Annotated in this window: 21 protein-coding genes and 1 tRNA gene; 20 read left to right on the top strand and 2 right to left on the bottom strand. The window is 58.7% G+C overall.

Annotated elements, in window-relative coordinates; translation table 11 throughout:
* Positions 1 to 523: 523 nt before the first annotated feature.
* The 19 genes from QLG02_RS04705 (at position 524) to hypA (ending at position 22,515) form a co-directional block, all read left to right on the top strand.
* Positions 524 to 2,176 carry an RNA-directed DNA polymerase gene (locus tag QLG02_RS04705; protein WP_282464636.1) on the top strand — a complete coding sequence of 551 codons (1,653 nt, stop codon included), beginning with the start codon at positions 524 to 526 and terminating at the stop codon, positions 2,174 to 2,176.
* On the top strand, positions 2,173 to 2,934 hold the full coding sequence (locus tag QLG02_RS04700; RefSeq protein ID WP_282464635.1) for a hypothetical protein: 762 nt from the start codon (positions 2,173 to 2,175) through the stop codon (positions 2,932 to 2,934). Before QLG02_RS04705 ends, QLG02_RS04700 begins: the two co-directional genes overlap by 4 nt.
* Before the next feature lie 499 nt (positions 2,935 to 3,433).
* The gene (gene kup / locus QLG02_RS04695; RefSeq protein ID WP_010633733.1) at positions 3,434 to 5,302 is read left to right on the top strand and encodes a low affinity potassium transporter Kup; all 1,869 of its coding nucleotides are present in this window, start codon (positions 3,434 to 3,436) and stop codon (positions 5,300 to 5,302) included.
* Between the two features lie 450 nt (positions 5,303 to 5,752).
* Positions 5,753 to 6,418 (top strand): 4Fe-4S dicluster domain-containing protein, encoded by a 666-nt coding sequence (locus QLG02_RS04690; protein ID WP_282464634.1) that lies wholly within the window; start codon positions 5,753 to 5,755, stop codon positions 6,416 to 6,418.
* Complete coding sequence (hyfB, locus tag QLG02_RS04685) at positions 6,418 to 8,289, top strand: hydrogenase 4 subunit B (protein WP_282464633.1); 1,872 nt, start codon at positions 6,418 to 6,420, stop codon at positions 8,287 to 8,289. Before QLG02_RS04690 ends, hyfB begins: the two co-directional genes overlap by 1 nt.
* Before the next feature lies 1 nt (position 8,290).
* On the top strand, positions 8,291 to 9,244 hold the full coding sequence (locus QLG02_RS04680) for an NADH-quinone oxidoreductase subunit H (protein ID WP_282464632.1): 954 nt from the start codon (positions 8,291 to 8,293) through the stop codon (positions 9,242 to 9,244).
* An 80-nt stretch (positions 9,245 to 9,324) separates the two neighbouring features.
* Complete coding sequence (locus tag QLG02_RS04675; RefSeq protein ID WP_226031825.1) at positions 9,325 to 11,043, top strand: hydrogenase large subunit; 1,719 nt, start codon at positions 9,325 to 9,327, stop codon at positions 11,041 to 11,043.
* A 9-nt stretch (positions 11,044 to 11,052) separates the two neighbouring features.
* Entirely contained in the window at positions 11,053 to 11,610 is a 558-nt protein-coding gene (locus QLG02_RS04670; RefSeq protein WP_274278459.1) for a formate hydrogenlyase complex iron-sulfur subunit, read from the top strand.
* Positions 11,610 to 12,425 (top strand): NADH-quinone oxidoreductase subunit B family protein, encoded by an 816-nt coding sequence (locus QLG02_RS04665; RefSeq protein WP_282464631.1) that lies wholly within the window; start codon positions 11,610 to 11,612, stop codon positions 12,423 to 12,425. Before QLG02_RS04670 ends, QLG02_RS04665 begins: the two co-directional genes overlap by 1 nt.
* The gene (locus QLG02_RS04660; RefSeq protein WP_282464630.1) at positions 12,418 to 12,831 is read left to right on the top strand and encodes a formate hydrogenlyase maturation HycH family protein; all 414 of its coding nucleotides are present in this window, start codon (positions 12,418 to 12,420) and stop codon (positions 12,829 to 12,831) included. Before QLG02_RS04665 ends, QLG02_RS04660 begins: the two co-directional genes overlap by 8 nt.
* The gene (hycI, locus tag QLG02_RS04655; protein ID WP_201904810.1) at positions 12,831 to 13,340 is read left to right on the top strand and encodes a hydrogenase maturation peptidase HycI; all 510 of its coding nucleotides are present in this window, start codon (positions 12,831 to 12,833) and stop codon (positions 13,338 to 13,340) included. Before QLG02_RS04660 ends, hycI begins: the two co-directional genes overlap by 1 nt.
* A 193-nt stretch (positions 13,341 to 13,533) precedes the next feature.
* A tRNA-Sec gene (locus QLG02_RS04650) sits at positions 13,534 to 13,625 on the top strand.
* Between the two features lie 269 nt (positions 13,626 to 13,894).
* Positions 13,895 to 15,331: an L-seryl-tRNA(Sec) selenium transferase gene (gene selA, locus QLG02_RS04645; RefSeq protein WP_282464629.1), complete on the top strand. Its 1,437-nt coding sequence runs from the start codon at positions 13,895 to 13,897 to the stop codon at positions 15,329 to 15,331.
* A 4-nt stretch (positions 15,332 to 15,335) separates the two neighbouring features.
* The gene (gene selB, locus QLG02_RS04640; RefSeq protein ID WP_282464628.1) at positions 15,336 to 17,219 is read left to right on the top strand and encodes a selenocysteine-specific translation elongation factor; all 1,884 of its coding nucleotides are present in this window, start codon (positions 15,336 to 15,338) and stop codon (positions 17,217 to 17,219) included.
* A complete protein-coding gene (gene hypF, locus QLG02_RS04635; RefSeq protein WP_282464627.1) occupies positions 17,216 to 19,654 on the top strand; it encodes a carbamoyltransferase HypF in 2,439 nt (812 codons plus the stop codon). Before selB ends, hypF begins: the two co-directional genes overlap by 4 nt.
* Before the next feature lie 5 nt (positions 19,655 to 19,659).
* Positions 19,660 to 19,911: a HypC/HybG/HupF family hydrogenase formation chaperone gene (locus QLG02_RS04630; RefSeq protein ID WP_040065728.1), complete on the top strand. Its 252-nt coding sequence runs from the start codon at positions 19,660 to 19,662 to the stop codon at positions 19,909 to 19,911.
* A complete protein-coding gene (hypD, locus tag QLG02_RS04625; RefSeq protein ID WP_041217651.1) occupies positions 19,905 to 21,017 on the top strand; it encodes a hydrogenase formation protein HypD in 1,113 nt (370 codons plus the stop codon). The genes QLG02_RS04630 and hypD overlap by 7 nt, the downstream gene beginning before the upstream one ends.
* Before the next feature lie 85 nt (positions 21,018 to 21,102).
* On the top strand, positions 21,103 to 22,107 hold the full coding sequence (gene hypE, locus QLG02_RS04620) for a hydrogenase expression/formation protein HypE (protein WP_282464626.1): 1,005 nt from the start codon (positions 21,103 to 21,105) through the stop codon (positions 22,105 to 22,107).
* Between the two features lie 66 nt (positions 22,108 to 22,173).
* Positions 22,174 to 22,515 (top strand): hydrogenase maturation nickel metallochaperone HypA, encoded by a 342-nt coding sequence (gene hypA, locus QLG02_RS04615; protein WP_024944968.1) that lies wholly within the window; start codon positions 22,174 to 22,176, stop codon positions 22,513 to 22,515.
* Here the strand turns inward: hypA and QLG02_RS04610 are convergent.
* Positions 22,493 to 22,873: a hypothetical protein gene (locus tag QLG02_RS04610; RefSeq protein WP_282464660.1), complete on the bottom strand. Its 381-nt coding sequence runs from the start codon at positions 22,871 to 22,873 to the stop codon at positions 22,493 to 22,495. The genes hypA and QLG02_RS04610 overlap by 23 nt on opposite strands.
* Here QLG02_RS04610 and hypB point away from each other — a divergent pair.
* The gene (gene hypB, locus QLG02_RS04605) at positions 22,754 to 23,626 is read left to right on the top strand and encodes a hydrogenase nickel incorporation protein HypB (RefSeq protein ID WP_282464659.1); all 873 of its coding nucleotides are present in this window, start codon (positions 22,754 to 22,756) and stop codon (positions 23,624 to 23,626) included. The two genes, QLG02_RS04610 and hypB, sit on opposite strands and share 120 nt — an antisense overlap.
* Before the next feature lie 356 nt (positions 23,627 to 23,982).
* Here hypB and QLG02_RS04600 read toward each other — a convergent pair whose 3' ends face one another.
* On the bottom strand, positions 23,983 to 24,624 hold the full coding sequence (locus QLG02_RS04600) for an ATP-binding cassette domain-containing protein (protein ID WP_282464625.1): 642 nt from the start codon (positions 24,622 to 24,624) through the stop codon (positions 23,983 to 23,985).
* Positions 24,625 to 24,660 lie beyond the last annotated feature (36 nt).

The following is a 24,660-nucleotide window of genomic DNA, read 5'->3' as shown; positions in this document are numbered from 1 at the left end:
TATTAGTCGCAACTGACGAGGGTGACGAAGGGGCCGGCCTTCTGATCGACATGACAAAAGTGACGAGGTCGACACTGATTTGTCATTCTCTGCCCCAACAACATTACATTAGGATAAGAGGCACTCGGAACAAGGAGCCTACTCATGCCTAAAACAAGCGGAGGGATGAAAGCTAGGGAGATCAGCCATACAAAACGCCCAAAATAGTGGGCACATAACGTAGAAGCAGATCAACTCAGTAACATATTGTTATTGGTCAGACAAGCTGTACTAATCCATAACAGAACAAACACAAGTTCATTATTGGTAAATTTGTTGAACTAGAACAGATTTTCAACCACCTCCCCTTTTGTTTTTTACTCCTCCGGTTAACATGAGCCAGTTGGTAACCTAGCTGCATAGGGAAAGGGATAAGGGGTTTAAAATGAAAAAATTAAAAAAGACTACAAATCATCTCTAGTCTCACGTTTGTCGTTAACACTAAATAACCAATATTTTTGCATCAAAATAAAAGGAATATTTCATGACACAAAAAAAATCCCCTGAAACATTTTGTTATACAGATGGTGATTTAAAATCATCCTTTGCCCTTGCATTAAAAAATATAATAAAATTTGGCGATACAGATATTTTCCCATTTCCTTATGAAACAAGAGTTTTTTCTGACATATATAGTGATATGATCACCTCTCTTGAGGAAACACATTGTCATTTCCACGACAGATTAAATGAGTGCCCACCCGTAAATATCAGCACATGTTCGACAGTTGGCTATAATGGTTATAGGTGGGCAACACAAATAGACCCATATTGGAATGCATATTTTCTAGGTTTAGTTCTTTTTGTTAGCAATGAGATTGAAAAAAATAGAGTTACTAATGAAAATGTCTATTCATATCGGTACTCACCAGACTTTAACAAGGGGTCAATATTTAATAAGGATGTTAACTGGCGGAAGTTTCAAGAGGACAGTCTTGAACTTGCAAAAAGTGACACATCTATAAACTATGTATTAACGTGTGACATTGCAGATTTTTATACAAGAATTTATCACCATCGTTTAGAAAATGCATTAGATAGAATAGATCCTCAGAAAGATGTTTCATCAAAAATAAAAAAATTGATTCAAACTTTTTCTGGCACAAACTCTTATGGACTTCCAGTGGGAGGACCTGCGGCAAGAATATTGGCTGAACTTGCCCTAGATTCATTAGACCATATATTATTGATTAGCGGCATCAGATATAAAAGATACGTAGATGATTTCTTGATTTTTTGTAGAACCAAAGAAGAGGCCCATTCAATTCTTACTTTAATTAGTCGAAAATTAATGGAGAATGAAGGCCTTACTCTTCAAAAACATAAAACAAACATTTTATCTAAAGATGAATTCACATCGTTGACAAATACAAAACTGCAAGGACTAGATGAAGATGAGGGTTCATCTATGAAGGCTAAATTCATGAGTCTTCCGATAAGATTTGATCCTTATTCAGAAAATGCATATGAACAATATGATAAAGTTAAAGAGTCCCTTCAAGATTTTGACTTATTAGGTATGTTAAGTAATGAATTACAAAAATCAAAAATAAACCAACCGTTTAGTAAGCAACTTGTTAGAGCTTTTGCTGCAACTAATGACCAAGTATTATCCAATGCATTTAATGTGATTTTTGATGGCGTTGCTGAGCTATATCCTATCTTTAACACTATTATGCAAGTAACAGCCACCAACTGGGTTCGTTTCAATTTAGATACTCAAACTAAAATACGCTCAAAACTTATTGAGTTGATTAAAACTGATTCATTTATTTTAAAAACAGAACTCAATCTTGCCTATACCGTGAAGGTTTTTGCTAAGGAAAATAGTGTTGAAAGCCAAACAATATTAACTGAAATATATAAGTCCAATCCAGATAGCATTCTAATCACTCTTGCAATAACTCAAGCCATGGCCAAATGGAATACACACTACTGGCTATCAGAACTAAGACGAACATTCCCAACAATGACACCATGGCAAAGAAGGCTTTTTATTGTCACATCTTACTTATTGGGTGATGAAGGTAAACATTGGCGCACTCATAACAAAGGAAAATTCAACTTTATTGATGAACTATACAGTGATTGGGGGGCGTTAAGAAAAACTAGCAGAAACTTGGAGGAAGCCCTATGATTTCTGAGGCTACATTTTCAAAAAAATATACTTCATTTTGGAATGAAACACTACCTAACTCTAAGAATTATGTTAGATTAATAAATAGTGGTTTATTACAGGCAATTTATGAGCCTTTTTCTCCAGCTGACAGGAAAAATAATACAGCACTAGTCAATGTATTATTTTTTAATATCTTTAGACATGCAAATGAAAACAAACTAAGATTTGAAAATTATAATAGACCATCATTCTTTGAAAGCAATGAATTTATTCAGATGCAAAATAAATCCATTGAATATTTGTCAAGGTTCAGTTATGGGAATGAATGTGCCCTACCTTTATCTGACATTGAAAAAAGGCAAACACTTCAACTATTCAGAATGATATATTCAAGATATATGGACCGCCATAAACGATTTATCGATGATGATTTCACATTGATCATTGACCCAGTGTTTGATGGTTGTGGTTTTATCAATGAGTCCGTTGGTGATTTTTTGTTCGGTGATACTTTAGTTGAGATAAAGTCAGGGGAACGCAGTTTCAGTTCTATAGATGTCAGACAAGTACTTACTTATCTAACTCTAAATCACTTTTCGAAAAAACCATACAAAATAAACAAAATTGAGCTATTCAATCCAAGAATGGGGATTTCATTCTCAGAAAGTGTAGAAAGTTTTTGCAAAAATCTAAGTGCGTTGAGCAGTCAGGAACTCTTCTCTGAAATAGAAAAATTCATAGTTGAAAATAACTTCATTGAAGTCTATGGAACTTGAATAGAAACAACCATAACGTGGAGCATATTTAGTGGTGCAATTTACTTAGTTCATTGCACCTACTTTCCTATCGCCCAAATAAAAGACTCTATTGCCACCCCCCCAATCTCTTTACCCACCTCGTCATCCATTATTGGTCAGCATTTTATCGTTTATTTCTTAGCCAGCTTGATGCAAAACGCTGGCAAAAATGGATAGCCAGCTAAAACAATCACTTGCCAGGGTCTGGACGGGGTATTTCAATCAGTGGCCAATTAATAATTTCGTTAGCCACCCCTTTTTGATTATTTATACCTGAGCATAAACCCACGACGGGTGTGTCATTATACCCTTAACGGCAGATGAACAGACTGTGTCCCATGATGAGCCTCTTTATATCCAGTTAGCTCCCTTTCCCATCGCAATCCATTAATGCGTTCCTGCGGCACCTGCCGCACGCCCGATAGACGGGGGCGGCCCGTGCTGGCCAATCGTCACCATCAAACTGACAGACAACTTCATGAACGGTAATCACAAACAAGCCCTGTCCGGCGTTACGCTGGCGGCGATCGGCGTGGTCTATGGCGACATCGGCACCAGCCCGCTCTATACCCTGCGCGAGTGCCTCTCCGGCCAGTTCGGTTTCGGGGTAGAGCCCGCCTCCATCCTGGGCTTTCTCTCGCTGATCTTCTGGCTGCTGATCCTGGTGGTCTCGGTCAAGTACCTCTCCTTCGTGATGCGGGCCGACAACGCCGGCGAAGGGGGCATCCTCACCCTGATGTCGCTGGCCACCCGCAACACCCCGGCCAAGTGGACCCCCTTGCTGATCATCCTGGGGCTGATTGGCGGCAGCTTCTTCTATGGCGAGGTGGTGATCACCCCGGCCATGTCGGTGATGTCGGCCATCGAGGGCTTGAACATCGCCGCCCCCTCCCTCGACCCTTACATAGTGCCGCTCTCGGTGCTGGTGCTGACCCTGTTGTTCGCCATCCAGAAACACGGCACCGCCACCGTGGGCAAGCTGTTCGCCCCCATCATGCTCACCTGGTTCATCACCCTGGCGGTGCTGGGCCTGAACAGCATCTTCCAGCACCCCGAAGTGCTGGGGGCGCTCAACCCCGTCTGGGCGCTGCGCTTTTTTGCCAAGTACCAGACTGCCTCCTTCTTTGCTCTCGGCGCCGTGGTGCTGGCCATCACAGGGGTGGAGGCGCTCTACGCCGACATGGGCCATTTTGGCAAGAGCCCGATCCGGCGCGCCTGGTTTATGGTGGTGTTGCCCTCTTTGGTGCTCAACTACTTCGGCCAGGGGGCGCTGCTGCTGGCCCATCCCGAGGCCATCACCAACCCCTTCTTCCTGCTCGCCCCTAAATGGGCGCTGCTGCCGCTGCTGCTGCTGGCGACCCTGGCCACGGTGATCGCCTCGCAGGCTGTTATCTCCGGGGTCTTTTCGCTGACCCGGCAGGCGGTGCGGCTCGGTTATCTCTCACCCATCCGCATCGTGCACACCTCCGAGCAGGAGTCCGGCCAGATCTATATTCCAGTCATCAACTGGATGCTCTATATCTCGGTGGTGATCGTCATCATGAGCTTCGAGCACTCCAGCAATCTGGCGGCGGCCTACGGCATCGCCGTTACCGGCACCATGGTGCTCACCTCCATCCTCTCCTGCTCGGTGGCTCGCCACAGCTGGCACTGGAACAAGTACCTGGTGGCCGCCCTGTTTATCGCGCTGCTGGCAATCGACGTGCCGCTGTTTGCCGCCAACCTCGCCAAGATCTTCTCCGGCGGCTGGCTGCCGCTCACCCTGGGGGCGGTGATGTTCACCGTGATGACCAGCTGGAAGAGCGAGCGCTTTCAGCTTATTCGCCGCCTCAACGAGCACGGCAACTCGCTGGAGCCGATGATCGCCTCGCTGGAAAAATCCCCGCCGACCCGGGTGGCCGGCACGGCTGTCTATATGTCGCGGGTGGTCAATGTGATCCCCCATGCCCTCTTGCACAACCTCAAGCACAACAAGGTGCTGCACGAGCGGATCATCCTGCTCACCCTGCGGGTGGAAGAGGTGCCCTACGTCCACAACGTACGGCGGGTCTGCATCGAGCAGCTCTCCCCCACCTTCTGGCGGGTGGTGGCAAGCTACGGCTGGCGCGAGACCCCCAACGTGGAGGAGATCTTCCACCGCTGCAACGCCGAGGGGCTGAGCTGCCGGATGATGGAGACCTCCTTCTTCATGGCCCATGAGTCGCTGATCATGAAGGAGCGCCCCTGGTATCTCTACCTGCGCGGCAAGCTCTTTATGCTGCTGCAGCGCAACGCCCTGCGCGCGCCGGATCAGTTCGAGATCCCGCCCAACAGGGTCATCGAGCTGGGATCCCAGGTGGATATCTGATGGCGTGAGTGGCGCTAAAGAGAGAGGGAGGCATTGGCCTCCCTCTTTTTTTGGCATTAACCCCGATGGCCGCCCCCTCATCCCCAACCCTTCTCCCACTAGGGGAGAAGGGAGCAAAACCACGGTGACCCCCACAGACATCCCACCGTAGGGTGCAACAAGCGCAGCGCCGTGCACCACGAACATATTTTGATAGCGGTGCAATTCACTTCGTTCTTTGCACCCTACTCATGCTGCATTTTCCAAGGTGACGAACCCTCCCGGCGGCTTCGTCACAAGTGACGAACGTCACGCATCGACAGTGGGACAAGGCCTCGACACCCGTCGGCTCGATTTTCAACATCATTTAAAAACAAACACTTACACTCATCCAACCAGACAAAACCAAGCTGGCCCGTATCTTGCCAACCTGCCCCTACTTTCTCCGTTCGCGACACGACAAGGTAGGCTATGAACCGCTTCGTTATCGCTGACCCCAAGCTTTGTATCGGCTGTGGCACCTGTATGGCGGCCTGCAGCGAGGTACACAAGGCGCAAGGTTTGCAACAAGCCCCCCGTTTAACCGTTATGCGACACGAGCAGGCGACCATGCCGGTTCAGTGCCGTCACTGTGACGATGCCCCCTGCAGCAAGGTGTGCCCGGTCGAGGCAATTCGCCAGACCGGCGATTGCGTGCAACTCAACGAGTCGCTCTGCATCGGCTGCAACCTCTGCGCCGTGGCCTGTCCCTTTGGCGCCATCCAAAGCGGCGGCAGCCGTCCGGTGGCCGTGGCCACCAGTTACGACACCTATATCCCCTGCTCCATCCGCTCCAGCAACCCCTCCACCTCCGCCGGCTTGCGCTGCTTTGGCGAGGATCTGCTGAGCTGGGAGCCGGGCGTGCGCAGCATCGCCGTCAAGTGCGACCTGTGCGAATTTCGTGCCGAAGGGCCGGCCTGTGTCGGTGCCTGCCCCTCCCAGGCATTGAAGCTGGTCAATGACGGCGACACCGAACGCGCCGCCCGTATCCGTCGCCAGCAAGCGGCCGACACCAACCCGCAAGGGGCCTCTGCCTTCTCGGCGCCTGCCACGGCGATCCCTGCATCCGATTTATCTACCACAGAGGGAGTTCGCTGATGTTGTCCCCCCTTGTTATGGCCACGCTCCTGCTCTTTTTGCTGGGCGCTGCCGCCGGTTTGCTGCTGCAAAAGCTGCCCGCACTGGCCAACCGCCTCAATAGCGGCTTTGCCCTGCTGGGCTCGCTCGCGGGTCTGGTCGCCGCCATCCAGATCTTTGCCCAAGGCGCGCCCGTCGACGGCCAGCTCTGGCTGCTGGGCTCGGTTCATCTCGACATGCTGGCCGCGCTGATGCTGCTGGTGATTAGCACCGTCGGTGTTGCCGTCGCCCTCTACTCCTTTGCCTATATCCGCGAATATCAGGGCAAGGGGGATGTGGCCATCGGCGCGCTGATGAACCTCTTCCTCTTTGCCATGGTGGGCATGGTACTGGCCGACAACGCGCTCGGTTTCTTGCTCTGCTACGAGCTGGTGACCCTCACCACCTACTGGCTGGTCAAGACCAACCCCGAGGCCGCCAAACAGAGCCGGCTTTACTTGGTGATGAACCATATCGGCATGGCGCTGGTGCTGATCGCCTTCTGGCTGCTCTGCCGCGAAAGCGGTTCGCTGGAGTTCGCTGCGCTGCGCGAGCACCATCTGGCGGGCGGATTGGCCTCCCTGGTGTTCCTGCTCAGCTTCTGCGGCTTTGGCCTGCGCGCCGGTTTTGTGCCACTGCACGGCTGGCTGCCGGTGGCCGAGCCCGTCGCCCCTTCCCATATCTCGGCGCTGATGTCCGGCGTCATGGTGAAGCTGGGTCTCTTTGGCATCTTGCGGGTCAGCATCGATTTTCTCGGCGCCAGCCAGCTCTGGTGGGGCTATGTGGTGCTGATCTTCGGTGCCTGTTCGGCGGTGCTCGGGGTGCTGTTTGCGCTGGCCGAGCATGACCTCAAGCGGCTGCTCGCCTACCACACGGTGGAGAACATCGGCATCATCCTGATGGGGATGGGCATCGGCATGATCGGCATCGCCAACCAGCAACCTGCACTGGTGGTGCTGGGGCTGCTCGGCGCCCTCTATCACCTGCTCAACCATGCCATCTTCAAGAGCCTGCTCTTTATGGGTACCGGCTCTGTGATGTTCCGCCTGCACACCCGCGACATGGACAAGATGGGGGGGCTGGCCAAGCTGATGCCCTGGACCGCACTGGCGTTCCTGATCGGTGCCATGGCCATCTCGGCGCTGCCGCCGCTGAACGGCTTTGTCAGCGAGTGGTTTATCTATCAGTCGCTCCTTTCCATGACCAAACTCGGCACTTCCGTCGTCGCGCCGCTCGCGGTAGTGATGCTGGCGGTGACCGGCGCCATGGCGGTGATGTGTTTCGTCAAGGTCTACGGCATCTGCTTCTGCGGTGCACCGCGCAGCGAGAAAGCGAGCCACGCCCGCGAAGTGCCGGGTGCCATGGTGGCAGGCACCCTGCTGCTGGCCGCGGTCTGTCTGGTGCTGGGTCTGGGCGCCCCCTGGATTGCCCCCCATATCGCCAGCTATGGCCAAGCCTTGGTAAGCGGCCAGATAAACGTGGCCACTGGCGCCACCCTGCTGCCGCTCGATAGCACTCAGGCGATCCTCTCCCCGCCCGTTATCGCCATCACCTTGCTGGGGCTGTTCCTCATTCCTCTGCTGGTATTGGCCATCTTCAAGGGGCCCAAGCTGGGTCGTCGTCACGCAGGCACCCCGTGGGCCTGTGGTTACACCTATGAGGATCGCATGAGTCTCACCTCCGGCGGTGTCACCCACACCTTGCGCCAACTCTGCGCGCCGCTCTATCGCAAGCAGCCGCAGCTCGATCTGGCCAGCGCCCTGCACGGAGTGAGCGATGCCAGCGGGACGACCGGCTGGCTGCTGCACGGCATTGTGCTGGCGCTCTTTATCCTGATGGCTGTAGGAGTCTGATATGCCTGTTCTTGAAATGCCGAGCTGGGGCATGGTTGCCCTCGCCCTGACCCAGGCCATCGCCATGCTGGCGCTGGCGCCGCTCGCCACCGGTTTCAACCGGGTGCTGCGGGCCAAGATGCACTCCCGTCAGGGACCGGGTCTACTGCAGGATTACCGGGATATCGGGAAGCTCCTGCGCCGCCAAGAGGTGACCCCGGAGCCTGCAGGCATCATCTTCAACCTGATGCCTGCGCTGCTCATTGCCGCCCTGCTGCTGGTAGGGATGGCGCTGCCGACCCTGACTCACGAGTCCCCCTTCCCCATCGCCGGGGATCTCATCACCGACATCTATCTGTTCGCCATCTTCCGCTTCTTCTTCTCCCTGGCGGGTCTGGATAGCGGCAGCATGTTTGCAGGGATCGGTGCCCGCCGCGAACTGACCCTCGGCATTCTGGTGGAGCCCATTCTGGTGCTCGCCTGCTTCATCATGGCGATGATGGTGGGCAGCTCGGATCTGGGCAATATCAGCAGTTATGTGGCGACCCAGCCGCTGGCCGCGCCGGTTGCTACCCTGCTGGCCGGCGCCGCCTGCGCCTTCGCGGTGTTTGTCGAGATGGGCAAGCTGCCCTTTGACTGCGCCGAAGCCGAACAGGAGCTGCAGGAGGGGCCGCTTACCGAGTATTCCGGTGCAGGCCTGGCCCTGCTCAAGCTCTCCATCGGCCTCAAGCAACTGGTGGTGGTGCAGCTCTTTCTGGTGATTTTCCTGCCCTTCGGCAAGGCGGCCAACTGGAGTCTGCCTGCGCTCATCGGCGCGGCGCTGATCCTCGCCTGCAAGCTGCTGGTGGCCTTTTTGCTGGCCGGCATCATCGAAAACGCCATGGCCCGTACCCAGTTCGTGCACACCCACAAGCTCACCCGCTACGGGTTGGGGCTGGCCCTGCTGGCGCTGCTCGCCTATCTGGTCGGGATCTGAATCATGCCCGCCAGCACAGCAACTTTTTCCGATTTCATCATTTGTGAATGCTCATTCCCGAACATTAAAGTGAGAACTGCATGACCATCGCCATTTCGGATCGCATCGGCTGCGACTACATCCAGCAGGTGCGAGCCCAACTGCCCCACGCCATCGTCGACGAGGAGTGGCAAACCGCCGATCAGGCCACCATTACCGTCAAGCCCACCAGTCTGGTCGAGACGGCCAGCCTGATCTTCCACCAGCTGGGGGGCTGGCTTCCCCTCTCCTTTGCCAATGACGAGCGCAGCCTCAACGGCCACTTCGCCGTCTACCACGTCTTCTCCATGGAGGGCGACACCAAGTGCTGGATCACCGTCAAGGTGCTGGTGGATGCCGATACCCAGGAGTACCCCTCCATCACCCCGACCATTCCGGCGGCGGTGTGGGGCGAGCGGGAGATCCGCGACATGTACGGCCTGCGCGCCATCGGCCTGCCGGACGAACGTCGTCTGGTGCTGCCGGACGACTGGCCGGAAGATATCCATCCGCTGCGCAAAGACGCCATGGATTATCGCCAACGCCCGATGCCCACCACCGACACCGAGACCTACCCCTTCGTCAACGAGCTCGGCAGTGATGCCAACCGCATCGTGCCGGTCGGCCCGCTGCACATCACCTCGGACGAACCGGGCCACTTTCGTCTGTTCGTCGATGGCGAAGACATCATCGATGCCGACTACCGCCTCTTCTATGTCCATCGCGGCATGGAGAAGCTGGCGGAAACCCGCATGGGCTACAACGAAGTGGCGTTTCTGACCGACCGGGTCTGCGGCATCTGCGGCTTTACCCACAGCGTCGCCTACACCACCTCGGTGGAGAACGCCATGGGTATTGTGGTGCCGGAGCGGGCCAAGATGATCCGCGCCGTGCTGCTGGAGGTGGAGCGCCTGCACAGCCATATCCTCAACATCGGCCTGTCGAGCCACTTCACCGGTTTCGACACCGGCTTCATGCAGTTCTTCCGGGTGCGGGAGAAATCCATGACCCTGGCCGAGCTGCTGACCGGTGCGCGCAAGACCTACGGCCTCAACCTGATTGGCGGGGTGCGCCGCGACATCTTCAAGGAAGATCGCATCAAGGGTGCCCAGCTGGTGCGCGAGCTCCGTGATGAGCTCAAACCCCTGGTGGCCATGCTGCTGGATACCGCCAACATCTCCTCCCGCCTCATCGGTATCGGCAAACTCGACCCGCAGATTGCCCGCGATTTCAGCTGCGTCGGCCCCATGGTGCGGGCGAGCGGCTTCAAGCGCGACGTACGCCGGGTCCACGACTTTGCCGGCTACCGCGAGCTGCCGATGGAGATCCAGACCAAGGCGGGTTGCGACGTGCAATCCCGGGTGCTGGTGCGCATCCACGAGCTCTACGACTCCCTCGACATGATTGAGTTCGGCCTTGAGCACCTGCCGGAGGGGCCGCTTTTGACCGAAGGGTTCACCTACCAGCCGGGCAAGTTTGCGCTGGGCTTTACCGAAGCGCCCCGCGGCGAGAACGTGCACTGGAGCATGACCGGAGATAACCAGAAGCTGTTCCGCTGGCGCTGCCGCGCCGCCACCTACGCCAACTGGCCTGCTCTGCGCTACATGCTGCGCGGCAATACCGTGGCCGATGCGCCGCTCATCATCGGCAGTCTGGATCCCTGCTACTCCTGTACCGACCGGGTCACCCTGGTCGACCCCAGGAAGGGCAAATCCACCGTGGTCTCCTACAAGGAGATCGAGCGCTACGGCATCGATCGCAAAAACTCTCCGCTGAAATAAGGGGTCATCATGATCAAGCTGTTCAAGACCATCCTCAAGGCTGGCACCCCGACCGCCAAGTACCCCTTCGCCCCTTACGAGGTGAACCGGGATTTTCGCGGCAAACCGAAATATCAGGCGGATCAGTGCATCGCCTGCGCCGCCTGCACCAAGGCCTGCCCGGCCAACGCGCTGGTGATGGAAGTGGACATGGAGACCGGCGAACGACGCTGGGAGATCTCCATGGCGCGCTGCATCTTCTGCGGCCGCTGCGAGGAGGTCTGCCCGACCCGCGCCATCGCCCTCTCCCCCGAGTTCGAGCTGGCGGTGACCAACAAGGCGGATCTCTATGAGGAGGCCCGCTTCGCGCTGGCCCCCTGCACCCTGTGCGGCACCTACTTTGCCCCGAGCAAGCTGGTGGCGCTGGTGGAGGACACCCTCAAGCAGGCGGGCACGCCGCTCACTACCCCGGAGCGACTGCACCACTGCCCCGACTGCAAACGAAAACAGAGCATGCTGAGCCAGCCTGACTCGGCCCTGATCACACCGATAGCCACACCGATGGCCGCACAACAGGAGTGGATGTGATGAGCAAGATCAAAGGCATAGAACCGGTTGTCGGCCATGCCCATACCCGCGCCGTGCCGCTGGCACAGGATCCCGAGATCACCAAACTCAAGAAGACCCTGCTCAAGGACATTCGCCGCTCGGCCTATGTCTACCGGGTCGATTGCGGCGGCTGCAACGCCTGCGAGATCGAGATCTTCGCCACCATCACCCCGCTGTTCGATGCCGAGCGTTTCGGCATCAAGGTGGTCGCCTCCCCCCGCCACGCCGACATCCTGCTCTTTACCGGCGCGGTGACCCGGGCGATGCGGGTACCAGCCCTGCGCGCCTACGAGGCGGCGCCCGATCCCAAGATCTGCATCGCCTATGGCGCCTGCGGCTGTGACGGCGGCATCTTCCACGATCTCTATTGCGTCTGGGGTGGCACCGACAAAATCGTACCGGTGGATGTCTATATCCCGGGCTGCCCCCCCACACCGGCAGCCACCATCTACGGCTTTGCCGTGGCGCTCGGTCTGCTTGAGCAGAAACTCAAAGCCACCAGCCACGAGGTGCAACCGGGTGAGCGGGTCGAACTGCGCCACACCGGCATCCCCAACGAAATCCGGGTGATGATCGAACGCGAAGCGCGCCGCATGGCAGGTTATCGGCAGGGGCGGATCATCGCCGACGAGTTTATGGCCCTGCTCGAAGGGGCAACCCAGCAGGATGTGGATCTGCGCATCCAGAGCTACCTCGATCAACATGACGATCCGCGCTTGGCGGAGATCATCAACAACCTCGCAAACGCCTGCCTCAACCGGGCGGCCGGCAAGGGAGAGGCGGTGCATGGCTGACGAGGTTTTCTTCTATCGCCTCTCGCGCAAGTTCGTCGACGAGCAGTTCGACGTGCCGGAAGAGGCCAGGGAGGTGATGTACTACAGCCTCGCCATCGGCCACCACCTCGGCATCGTCGATTGCCTGCGAGCAGACCTGGTCTGCTCGCTGACCGGTTATCGCGACTGGGTGGCCAAGCTGCCAGAAGGGAGCGAAGCGCGCCGCAAGATGGAGGGGTTTCTCACCTTTGGCGAGATCACCATCTATCGCGAGCACTGCCATATGCTGGCCTGCGCCTTCGACCGACTGCGCAAAGCCGACAATCTGCTCGATGAGCAGGAGCTGGGCTGGACCAACACCTTTATGGATCAGCTCACCGCCCTCTTTAACGACCCCCATATGTACCTGATGATAAGGAGCCGCTGATGGGCTGCAATCTCGTGTTGACCGTGGGCAATGCCATGATGGGGGACGACGGTGCCGGCCCCTATCTTGCCGACAAACTGCAAGCCGCCCCCCTGTCCGGCTGGATCCATATCGACGGCGGCATCGCGCCGGAAAATGTGGTCTACAAGGTGCGGGAGCTGCAACCGGAGCGGGTAGTGCTGGTGGATGCTGCCGAGATCGGCGAGAAGGCGGGTACCCTGCAGGTGATTCCCCCCGAGACCATCGCCGAGATGTTTATCTTCTCGACCCACAATATGCCGCTCAATTTCCTGATCGACGAGCTCAAGACCTTTGTCCCCGAGGTGATCTTTGTCGGGGTACAACCGGCCATCGTGGCGTTCTCCTTCCCGATGACCGAGATGGTGAGCGGGGCCATGGATTATCTCTACGATCATCTGGAAGAGGCCAAAGATAGCGAGTTGTTAATAAACCGGCTGGCCCAGTGGAATATCACCAATGCGGCCACCGATTATTTGCCAGCTTGTTAACGGCAGCAGTCTGCGCTCCCTCTAAAGGCATATATAAACGCCCGATGTTAAATTAAAAACATCGGGCTAACTGCCATGAAATTGATATAAATCAACGCGCGGACATTTTTCAGAAAATCGGCCAACTCGCTATTTTTAAACATAAAAAAGCGTTGCCAGTCACAGAAAATTGCCACAAAATGGTGGCCATTGCGGAAGCTGATGGGGTCTGGTGGCCTCCTCGGTCTTCAAAACCGATGAGAGCCGAGAAGGCTTTGGCAGGTTCGATTCCTGCCTCTTCCGCCAAATTTCATATATTGGAGAGAAACCGTCAATTATGTTTCAGGCTGGTTGGCGACTGTTTCACATATTGTTCTAACAAGGCGCCTGTCGCATTGCCAATATAATCTGAATGCGCTCCGACACGCTTATTTATCTGCTCGAACATTAATTTATCCATTTGCCTTTTTAATTAATTCATGAATGGCGAAAAGCAGCAAATAAGCAGCGTCGCAGCGGCCTTCCTCCGGCAAGGCGGCGTGCATGTCACTCCCACGCACAGCCCGGGTCATCCCATGCCAACTCCGTCTGACGTATCCTCCCTCGCCCCCAGCGCCTCTTATGCCGCGACTCCAGCAAACCAGCGTCGATTGCCACAAGTGCAACAGCTGCTGCAGCAACCTTTTCTCGCCGGTTTTATCGAGGCGCTGAGCCGCCCGCTGGTGACCCAGGCGGTGCGCGACACCCTGAACGAACTGCGCCAAAGTGAGACGTTTCGCCAGCACGGAGTCACCGCTGAACGCCTTGAAGCGCTGATTGCCAAGCGCTGCCAGCAGCTGCTGCGCCAGCGTCAGACCCGGGTAATCAACGCCACCGGCACCCTGGTGCATACCAATCTGGGGCGCTCGCCGTTAAGTGCCGATCTGTGGGACGAGGTGCGCGACCTCAACACCGGCTACAACAATCTGGAGCTGGATCTCGCCACCGGCAAACGCGGCGGGCGCAAGGGGCTGATCGCCCCCCTGCTCCGTTGCCTCACCCAGGCCGAGGATTCGCTGGTGGTCAACAACAACGCCGCCTCGCTCTTTTTGCTGCTGCAGGAGGTGGCCAAGGGGCGCGAGGTGATCGTCTCGCGCGGCGAGCAGATCCAGATTGGCGGCGGCTTTCGCATTCCCGACATTCTGGCCCTCTCCGGCGCCAAACTGGTGGAGGTGGGCACCACCAACATCACTACCGCCAAGGATTACCTCGATGCCATCACCGATCAGACCGCGCTGGTGCTGATGGTGCACAGATCCAATTTCGCCATTCGTGGCTTTACCGAATCCCCCGACATCGGCGAAGTGGCCCGCGTCCTGCCCGAGCACGTGGTGCTGGCGGTGGATCAGGGCTCGGGCTTGACCAGCGAAGAGTTTGCGCCGGATGAAACCTCGGTGCGTCAGTACATCAAGGCGGGAGCGGATCTGGTCTGCTACTCAGGCGACAAGCTGCTGGGGGGGCCGCAATCGGGCATCATCAGCGGCCGCAGCGATCTCATCAAGCGGCTGGAAAAACACCCCATGATGCGCACCTTCCGCCCGAGCCGCATCGTCTACTCCCTGCTCGAACGCCTGCTCATTCACAAGCTCAACAAATCCCCCGTCGGCGAGGGCATAGCCCAGCAAGTCTTAAGCAACCCGGCCGCCATGCAGGCGAGAGCCTCCCAGCTGATGGCCACCTTGCCCGGCTGCTTTGTGCCGGTCCCCGCCCAGCTGGTAGTGGGCGGCGGCACCTTGCCGGACGAGTTCTACCCGGCCCCAGCGCTGGAGTGCACCGACCCGCGCCCGGCCCAGCAGCTGCTCGATGATTTGCGCGAACTGCCGGTGCCGGTGATTGCCACCGTGCGCCAGCAGAAGGTGCTGCTCAATATGGCGACCCTGTTGCCGACCGAGATGGAACTGCTGATCGCCCAGCTCAAGGAATTGCTGCAGCCCACTCCGCTCAATGCAACAAATGCGCCCGAGGAGCCCTGATCCCATGACCCCCTATCGCGCCGTTATCGGTCTTGCCGGCCACGTAGATCACGGCAAGACCCTGCTGATCAAAGCCCTCACCGGCATCACCACGGCCCGCGCCCATGAGCAGGCCATCGGCATGACTCAGGATCTCGGCTTTGCCCACTTCGACGACGGTCAAGGCAACACCATAGGCGTCATCGATGTGCCCGGTCACGAGCGCTATATCCGCAATATGGTGGCGGGGCTCTGGAGTCTGGATCTGGTGCTGCTGGTCATCGCCGCCGACGAGGGGTGGATGCCGATGACCGGCGATCACCTGCGCCTGCTCAAGGCGATGGGGGTGCCGCGCCTCTTGGTCTGCATCAACAAGTGCGATCTGGTCTCCCCCGACGAGCTTTTGCTGTTGGAAGAGAGCCTGCTGGAGCGGGTGATGGACGAGAGCGGCATGGTGCCCGACATCGTCAGCGTCAGCGCCAAGACCGGCGCCAATATGGCTGCCCTGCACACCGCCATCGTGCGCCAGCTCGCCGAGCTACCAGCCTCACAAGCGGCTCGCGAGCAGAGCGCCCCGCGACTGTATGTAGACAGGGTCTTTACCGCCAATGGCACCGGCACCGTGCTTACCGGCACCTTGCAGCAGGGCAGCCTCAAGGTGGGGGACAAGCTGCGCCTCTACCCTGCCGATCGGGAGGTGCAGGTGCGCTCCCTGCAGGCCTATCACCAGAGCGTCGACGAGATCGGCGCCGTCTGCCGGGTAGCGGTGGGCCTTAAAAAAGTGCCCCACAAGGAGGTGGCCCGCGGTCACTGCCTCACCAGCGCCGCTGGCCAATGCGAGGCGGCGACGCATCTGATCGTGCGACTCAACGCCGAGAGCCCGAGCGGCAAGGCACTACGCACGCAGGAGGTGGAAGTGGCCCTCGGCAGCTGGCATGGTCGAGCCCGTTTTGTCCCCATCAAGGACACCCGGCTGGCACGGCTGATCGTTGCCAGCCCCATCCCCTGCTTCTTCGGCCAGCCAGTCGCCATCATTCGCCACGGCAGCAGCGAACTGCTGCACGGTGCCCGCATCGTCTGGTGCGGCGACATCCACCCCGCCAGACGCAAGGCGCTGCACGCCCTGCTGGGCGAGCTGCCGGATGACTTGGAGCACTACAACCCGGCCACCCTGCAGTTGGGGCTCAACGGCTATGTGCTGGCCAGCCGCTTTGACCAGCGGCCAGAGCAGGTCACCCCCCTCGGTGACTGGCTGCTGGACACCCACTGGCTGGCTCAGAGCCGTGATCAGCTGCTGGCTACGCTGGCCAGCGAACCGCTGAGTGCCGCCGAGCTGGCAACCCGCTTTGGCATCGCCCTGCCGGTCATGCAAGCCCTGCTCCAGCAGCTCAAGAGCGAGCAGCTCATTCGCCTGCACCATGACAAGTGGCAGCCGGGCAGCGGCGAGTCGGAAGATGATCTGGGAGAAGAGGCGCAGCTGGTACTCAAGGTGGTGCGAGATCAAGGCAAGGAGGGGTACGAGCCCGGTAAACTGGGCCCCGGCGGCGTGGAGCTGGATCCCTTTATCACCCGCAAGCTGCCCGCGGCCCTGCAGCAGGGCTTGCAACAAAAAGGCGCCCTGCAAAAGCAGCTGCGCAACCTGGCGCGACTCAAGTATCTGGTGCAGCTCGATGGCCCCATCTACTACGACGCCGAACTTTACAACCAGATGGTCGCCGCCGTGCTGGCGGGCCAGCAGGTGGGAGATCTGATCGACATGGCATCCCTCAAGGAGATCACCGGTTTGTCGCGCAAATACGCCATTCCGTTCTGCCTGCGCATGGAGATGGATGGCTGGGTACGGCGCGAGGAGAACGAGCGCCGGGTGCTGCGTTTGCCAGCCACTCAAGATGAGATGGAGCCGGCATGAGCGCCACCATCGCCCCCTCTGGCTCTCCCAATCCTGTGGCCAGCCGGCTGCGCCGCGAATTTCATATCGACGGCATAGTGCAGGGGGTCGGCTTTCGCCCCTTCGTCTATGGGCTGGCACTGCGCCACGGCCTTGCCGGTTATGTCTTGAACGATGCCAACGGCGTCACCATTGGCGCCGAAGGCTCCCCCGAGCAGCTCGCCAGCTTTGCCCGCGAACTGCGGGAACTGGCACCGCCGCTTAGCCGCATCGATCACTTCAGTGAGCGGGAACTGCCCCTCGCTCATGATCCCGACTTCGATGGCCAATTTCATGGCCAGTTTCGAATTAAAGCGAGCCAGCAGCAGAGCGCTGCCACGGTCGCCATCTCGCCAGATCAGGGGATGTGCGAGGCGTGCGCCACGGACGTGGCCAACCCCAAAGATCGCCACCACCGCTACCCCTTTACCAACTGCACCCACTGCGGCCCGCGCTACACCATCATCCGCCGCCTCCCCTATGACAGACCCCACACCGCCATGGCGAGCTTTGCCATGTGCCCGCGCTGTGCGACAGCCTATGAAAATCCGCTGGACAGGCGCTACCACGCCCAGCCGGTGAGCTGCCCCGAGTGCGGACCCCATCTCAGCTGGCGCAGCGGCCGCGGCGATGCGCTGGCCGAGCGCGAGGATGCCCTGCAAGCAGCTGCAAGCGCTCTGCAAGCGGGCGCGCTGATTGCGGTCAAGGGGATGGGTGGCTATCACCTGATGTGTGATGCCCGCAATGAACAGAGTGTTGCCAGATTGCGAACGCTCAAGCGACGCGCGCGCAAGCCGCTGGCGGTGATGATGGGCTCCCTGGCCGAGGCCAAACTGCATGTCACCGGCTGCGAGGCGGAGTGGAAGCTGCTCGCCTCTCAGGCCAGACCCATTACCTTGCTGCGCAAGCGCAAAAATGATGATCGGCACTCAGAATCTGGACAGTCAGCCGCGCCGCTGGCCGAGGGGATAGCCCCCGACATCCCCTACCTCGGCATCATGCTCCCCTATACCCCGCTGCACCAGTTGTTGCTGGATGCCTGCGCCATCCCGCTGGTGGCTACCAGCGCCAATGGTCGCGGCAGCCCGATCCTCATCGAGTGCGATGCTGTGGTCAGGGAGCTCGGCAGAGAGATTGACGGCATCCTGGATCACAACCGCCCCATCCTGCACCCGTGCGACGACAGTCTGGTGCAGTGGGCGGGCGGGCGACGCCAGACGTTGCGGCTGGCCCGGGGCTATGCCCCCTGCACCCCCAGCCTGAAACAGGCGGTCAAGGTGCCGCTATTGGCAGTCGGGGCGCAGCAGAAGAACCAGCTGGCGCTGGCCTTCGGCCGTCAGCGTATCTACAGCCCCTATATCGGCGATCTGCACAGCCTGCCGATGCAGGGCCACTTCGAGCAGACCCTGGCCACCTTTCGCGATCTCTACGATCTCAAGCCCGAGTTGCTGGTATCGGACCGCCACCCGGGCTATCTCAGCCACCAGTGGGCCAAGGACTATTGCCAGGATCAGGGTGCCACCCACCTCGAGGTACAGCACCATCACGCCCACCTGCTGGGGGTGATGGCCGAGCACGACATCACGGGCCCGGTGCTGGGTGTTGCCTTCGATGGCACCGGCCTTGGCAATGACGGCACCCTCTGGGGCGGCGAGCTGCTGCTGGCCGATGTGAAGGGCTTCGAGCGTGTTGCCCACCTTGCCCCCTTCAAGCTGATCGGCGGCGAAGCGGCCATCCGCGAACCGGTACGCCAACTGCTGGGGCTGCTATTTGAATCACACAGTCCTAAGCAGATCAGCACACTCGATATTCCGTTGATCAACAAACTGCCTATAGAGCGGATCAGCAACCTGCACCAGCTCTGGCAGCTGGGTCGCAACGCCCCCCGTACCAGCTCCATCGGCCGGCTGTTCGATGCCGTGGCGGCGCTGCTGGGGGTGATCGATACCCCGGATTACGAGGGCGAAGCGGGGCTATTGCTGGAGGCGGCCGCCTTGCAGCTGGCCGCCGATGAACAGCCCTTCCCCCTCGCCTTTGATCTCAGCCAATCAACAGGGGAGCCGCTGCAGATCGAGTGGGCCGAGCTCATCAATACCCTTGTCAGCGAGCGGCGCCAAGGCACTTCCACCGCCAGCCTGGCCGCCGGTTTTACCCGCGCCATCAGCAAGCTGGTTGTTGCCCTGGCCGAGTGCTTCCCCGGCTATCCGGTGGCACTCGGGGGCGGCGTCTTTCAAAACCGGGTACTGATGGACCAGCTGGTGCCCGCTCTCGAAGCCGCCGGTCGGCAGGTATTGACCAGCGAAACCCTGCCGCTCAATGACGGTGGCATCGCCGCCGGTCAGCTCTGGTTTGCCATCCACCATCTTGCCACGCATCAGCCTGTCACCACCGGTTGTGCCACCTTGTCGGAGTCCTGAAATCCATGTGTCTATCCATTCCCTCTCAGGTGGTGCAGCTGCACCCCGAAGATAACTGCGTCACCGTCGACACCCTGGGGGTGCAGCGACGCGTCAGCTGCATGCTGCTCGAAGAGCCTCTCCAGGTGGGCGACTATGTGCTGCTCCATATCGGCTTTGTGATGAGCAAGATTGACGAAGAGGAGGCGCAGGCCAGCCTCGAGAGCTTCCGCCAGATGGTGGCCCTGATGCCCAAACAGGATATCTTGCCATGCTGACCTTGAATGATCTCTTTCAGGGCTTTCGTCAGCCCGAGGTGATCCGCGCCCTCGCCGCCCAGATCACTGAACTCGCTAAAGATCTGCCCGAGCCGCTGCGGGTGATGGAGGTGTGCGGTGGCCATACCCACACCATCATGAAGTACGGCCTGCACCAGCTGTTGCCGGCCAGCATCGAGTTTGTCCACGGCCCCGGCTGCCCGGTCTGCATCATGCCCAAGGAGCGCATCGATCAGGCCATCGAGCTGGCTAGCCAGTCCAACGTCATTCTGGTCACCCTGGGGGACATGATCCGGGTGCCGGGATCCAAAGGCACGCTGGCCCAGCAGCGCGCCAAGGGGAGCGATATCCGCCCGGTCTATGACCCCCTCGATGCCCTGCGTATCGCCAAAGAGAACCCTGAGAAAACCGTGGTCTTCTTCGCCATCGGTTTCGAAACCTCCACCCCGATGACGGCGGCGCTGCTGGCTGCCGCCGAAGCTGAGGGGATTGAGAACCTCTTGTTTCATATCAACCATGTGCTGGTGCCCCCCGCCATTCACGCGGTGATGGCTGACGGGGTGGCCAAGGTGAACGCCTTTATCGGCCCCTCCCACGTCAGCGTCATCACAGGCGCCGATATCTACCTGCCCATCGTCGATCGCTATCAGGTGCCTGTGGTGGTGAGCGGTTTCGAGCCGGTGGATGTGATGGAGGCGCTCTTGATGATGGTGCGCCAGAAGGTGGAGGGTCGCTACGCGCTGGAGGTGCAGTACAGCCGCGCCGTCACCGCCAGCGGCAATAAAGCCGCCCAGCGGCTGGTCGAGCGCTTTTTCGAGACCCGCGAGCACTTTCGCTGGCGAGGTCTGGGGGATATCAACGCCTCCGCCCTGCGCCTGCGCGATGCCTTCGCCAAACGCGATGCGGAGCGCCACTTTCAACTCAATGATACCCCCATCGATGACCACAAGGCGTGCCAATGCGCCGATATCCTGCGCGGCCTGGCCAAGCCGAACCAGTGCAAAGTCTTTGGCCGGGGCTGCACCCCGACCCAGCCCATGGGCAGTTGCATGGTCAGCTCCGAAGGGGCCTGCAATGCCTACTACCGATATATGGGGATCCAATGAGAGAAATTCAGTTAAGCCACGGCGGTCGGGTGATGAGGAGAGATGAACCAGCCTGTTTCTGCAATCTTGTGGAGAACCAGACCCGATGAGAGAAATCCAGTTAAGTCACGGCGGCGGTGGTGTCGAGATGAACCAGCTGATCAACCAGCTCTTCTTTCGCCACTTTGGCAACGAGATCCTGCTGCGCGGTGAAGATGCCGCCCTGCTGCCGGTAAACGGCCCCGTCGCCTTCACCACCGACAGCTTTACCGTCTCGCCGCTCTTCTTCGAGGGGGGCGATATCGGCAAGCTGGCCATCGCCGGTACGGTCAATGATCTCGCCATGATGGGAGCCAAGCCCGAGTATCTGAGCTGCAGCTTTATCATCGAGGAGGGCTTTCCCTACGCCGATCTCGCCCGCATCGTCGAGTCGATGGCCGCGGAGCTGGCCAAGAGCGGCGCCCGCATCGTCTGCGGCGACACCAAGGTGGTGCCCAAGGGGGCGGCCGACAAGATCTTTATCAACACCAGCGGGGTCGGCACCTTCCCGCTGCCTGAGCAGAGCCGGGGCATCTCGGTACGCAACCTCAAGGCCGGTGACGCCATTCTGGTGTCGCGGGATATCGGCAGCCACGGCGCCTGCATCCTGATGGCCCGCGACGCCCTGCAGCTGGGATCTGATCTCAAAAGCGACTGCACCACCCTCTGGCCGCAGGTCGAAGCGCTGCTAAAAGCGGGGATTACCCCTCACGCCCTGCGCGACGCCACCCGCGGCGGCCTTGCGGCCGTGCTGAATGAATGGAGCACAGCCTCCCAGGTGGCCATCGAGCTGGAGGAGTCCGCCATTCCGGTCTGCGATCCGGTGCGTGGCCTGTGCGAGCTCTACGGCTTCGAGCCCCATGATCTCGCCAACGAGGGAACCATGGTACTGGCCCTGCCTGCCGAACAGGCGCAAGACGCACTGGGCATCTTGCGGCAATTCAACCCCGCCGCCAGCCAGATCGGCGTGGTACAGGCAAGCGATCGCCACAAGGTGATCCTGAGCAACCCCTGGGGCAGCCGCCGTTATCTGGAGCTGCCTCAAGGGGAGCTGCTTCCGCGGATCTGTTGAGCGGCCATGCCGTTCCGTCAATTACAGGGAGGAGTCACTCCTCCCCATATCGGTTAAGGAGCCACCATGCACGAAATGTCTCTGGCCATGGCCGCCATCGATCTCGCGGCCGAACAGGCCACCCAGCGGGGCTTTACCAAGGTGACCGCCCTCTGGCTCGAGGTCGGCAGCTTCTCCTGCGTCGACCCGGACACCATTGCCTTCTGTTTCGAGGCCGCCGCCAAGGGCACAGCCGTCGAAGGGGCCCAGCTGCACTTTCAGCACCAGGCGGCAGAGGCCTGGTGTTACGACTGCAACCAGACGGTCACCCTCACCGAGCGCGGGCAGGCCTGCCCCGAGTGTGGCGGATACAAATTACGAGTCGCGCAGGGTGATAGCCTGCGCATCACCGACATCGAGGTAAGTTGATATGTGTAGCGTATGCGGATGCGGCCAGGCGCGGATCGCCGGCCATGAGCACGATCATGAGCATCATCACGAGCATGAACATCACCATGAACATGGTCATGAGCACGACCATCATCATGCTCATGACGCCCATCACCATCATGGCCACGAGCAGAGTGCGCCGCGCACCCTGATCATTCACCACCACTACCACCATCAGGGGGATGTCCATCATCACTACCACGGGGTGCTGGCTCCCATAAGCCATGAGGGGCATGATCACTCGCATGAGCACCACCATGATCACCCCCACGACCATCATCATGAACATGCCCACTCTCATGACCACGGCCATTCCCACGCGCATCCCCATGATCACAGCCATGACCATGACCATGACCATGACCATGACCATGACCATGACCACCAGCAGGGTGATCTGCACTACGGCAAAGGGGAAGCGGGATTGTCGGTTCCGGGCATGGGGCAGCGCCAGCTGATCGCCATCGAGATGGATGTGCTGGCCAAGAACAACGCGCTGGCGGCCCACAACCGCGAGCACTTCGACGAGGCGGCCCAGCTGGTGCTCAATCTGGTATCGAGCCCGGGTTCAGGCAAGACCACCCTGCTGTGCGAAACCCTGCGCCAGCTGGCTGACCAGCGGCCTTGCGCGGTGATCGAAGGGGATCAGCAGACCAGCGCCGATGCGGATCGCATCCGTGCTACCGGCGTCCCTGCTGTGCAGATCAACACCGGCAAGGGCTGCCATCTGGACGCCAAAATGGTCCACGACGCCTGCCACCAGCTGCCCGCCAATGAAGGTGGCATCCTCTTTATCGAGAACGTGGGTAATCTGGTCTGTCCCGCCAGCTTCGATCTCGGCGAGAAGTACAAGGTGGCGATCCTCTCCGTCACCGAGGGGGAAGAGAAGCCGCTGAAATACCCGGACATGTTCGCCGCCGCCCAGCTGATGGTGATCAACAAGATTGATCTGCTGCCCTATGTCAGCTTTGACGTGGCCCGCTGCATCGAGAACGCCAAACGGGTCAACCCCTATATTCAGGTGATCCAGGTCAGCGCCACCACGGGTGAAGGGATGGATGCCTGGCTTAACTGGCTGGCCAGTGCCTGAACCGGTTAAACGCCGCTGATAACGGTAGAAAACAAGAGAGGGAGGCTGATGCCTCCCTCTCTTTTATCTGCGAACCTTGCCAGCCGTTCTATCTGCCCAGAATAGGCAGCATCGCACACTCGCGTCCCCTCACCCTGGCCCTCTCCCCAGGGAGAGGGAACCGGTTCGTGGATGCCGAATTCCGCTCTCTTTTCAACAGTGAAAGGGGAGCTTGTTCATGGATGCTGGCAATATGCTCGAAGTACGCGCACTGCGAGCATAACAACCAGCATTGTGCCCCCCAAGCTTGGGGAGAGGCACCTTCAGCTCCCTTCTCCCCTTGCGGGAGAAGGGCTGGGGATGAGGGGACCTAACCCTCAAGCCGCGCTTTCGGTCAGCTCCCCAGATTCGGGCTGCATCTCGCCAAAGCGCAGCACCCGATGGCAGATCTGGCGCAGCAGTGCCTGCTGGTGACTGAAGACAAGCATGCCAAGACCACGCTGCTCGCACTCAACCATCAACTCCCGCCAGAGCTGGCGCTGAATTTGCGGATCCAGCTGGGCGGTCACCTCATCGGCAATCAGCAATCGGGTGCGGGGATCGAGGGCGCGCAGCAACGCGATGCGCGCCAACTCGCCACCGGAGAGCTGACCGGGTTTACGACCGAGCCACGCAGGCTTGACCATAAAGCGGGCCAGCATGGCCTCATCGGGACGCCACACATCCCACAGCGCTTGGCCGGTGGTGCGATAGGGATTGAAGGTGAGTTCCGGGTGCTGGGGCACCAGCTGGATGGGATTGTAGCCTTTCACCTGCTTAGGCAAAGGCTGCCCATCCAGCAGGATCTGCCCGCCAGTCCCAATCGGTTGCCAACCGGCCAATACCCGCCCCAGCGTGGTCTTGCCATGACCGCTCGGGGCGGAGATGCCGAGCCGCTCGCCCGCTTTCACCGTCAGCGATAACCCCTGCCAAAGAGCGCGTTCCCCCTGGGCGATATTGAGATTTCGTACTTCCAACATCAGGAAACCTCCGGCACAGAGAAGAGTGCGTTGAAC

It is taken from the genome of Aeromonas sp. V90_14, from assembly GCF_029967615.1.
In the GTDB taxonomy this organism is placed as follows: Bacteria; Pseudomonadota; Gammaproteobacteria; order Enterobacterales; family Aeromonadaceae; genus Aeromonas; species Aeromonas hydrophila.
The sequence above is the reverse complement of the archived record's forward strand: the minus strand, read 5'-3'. Positions and strand labels throughout refer to the sequence as shown.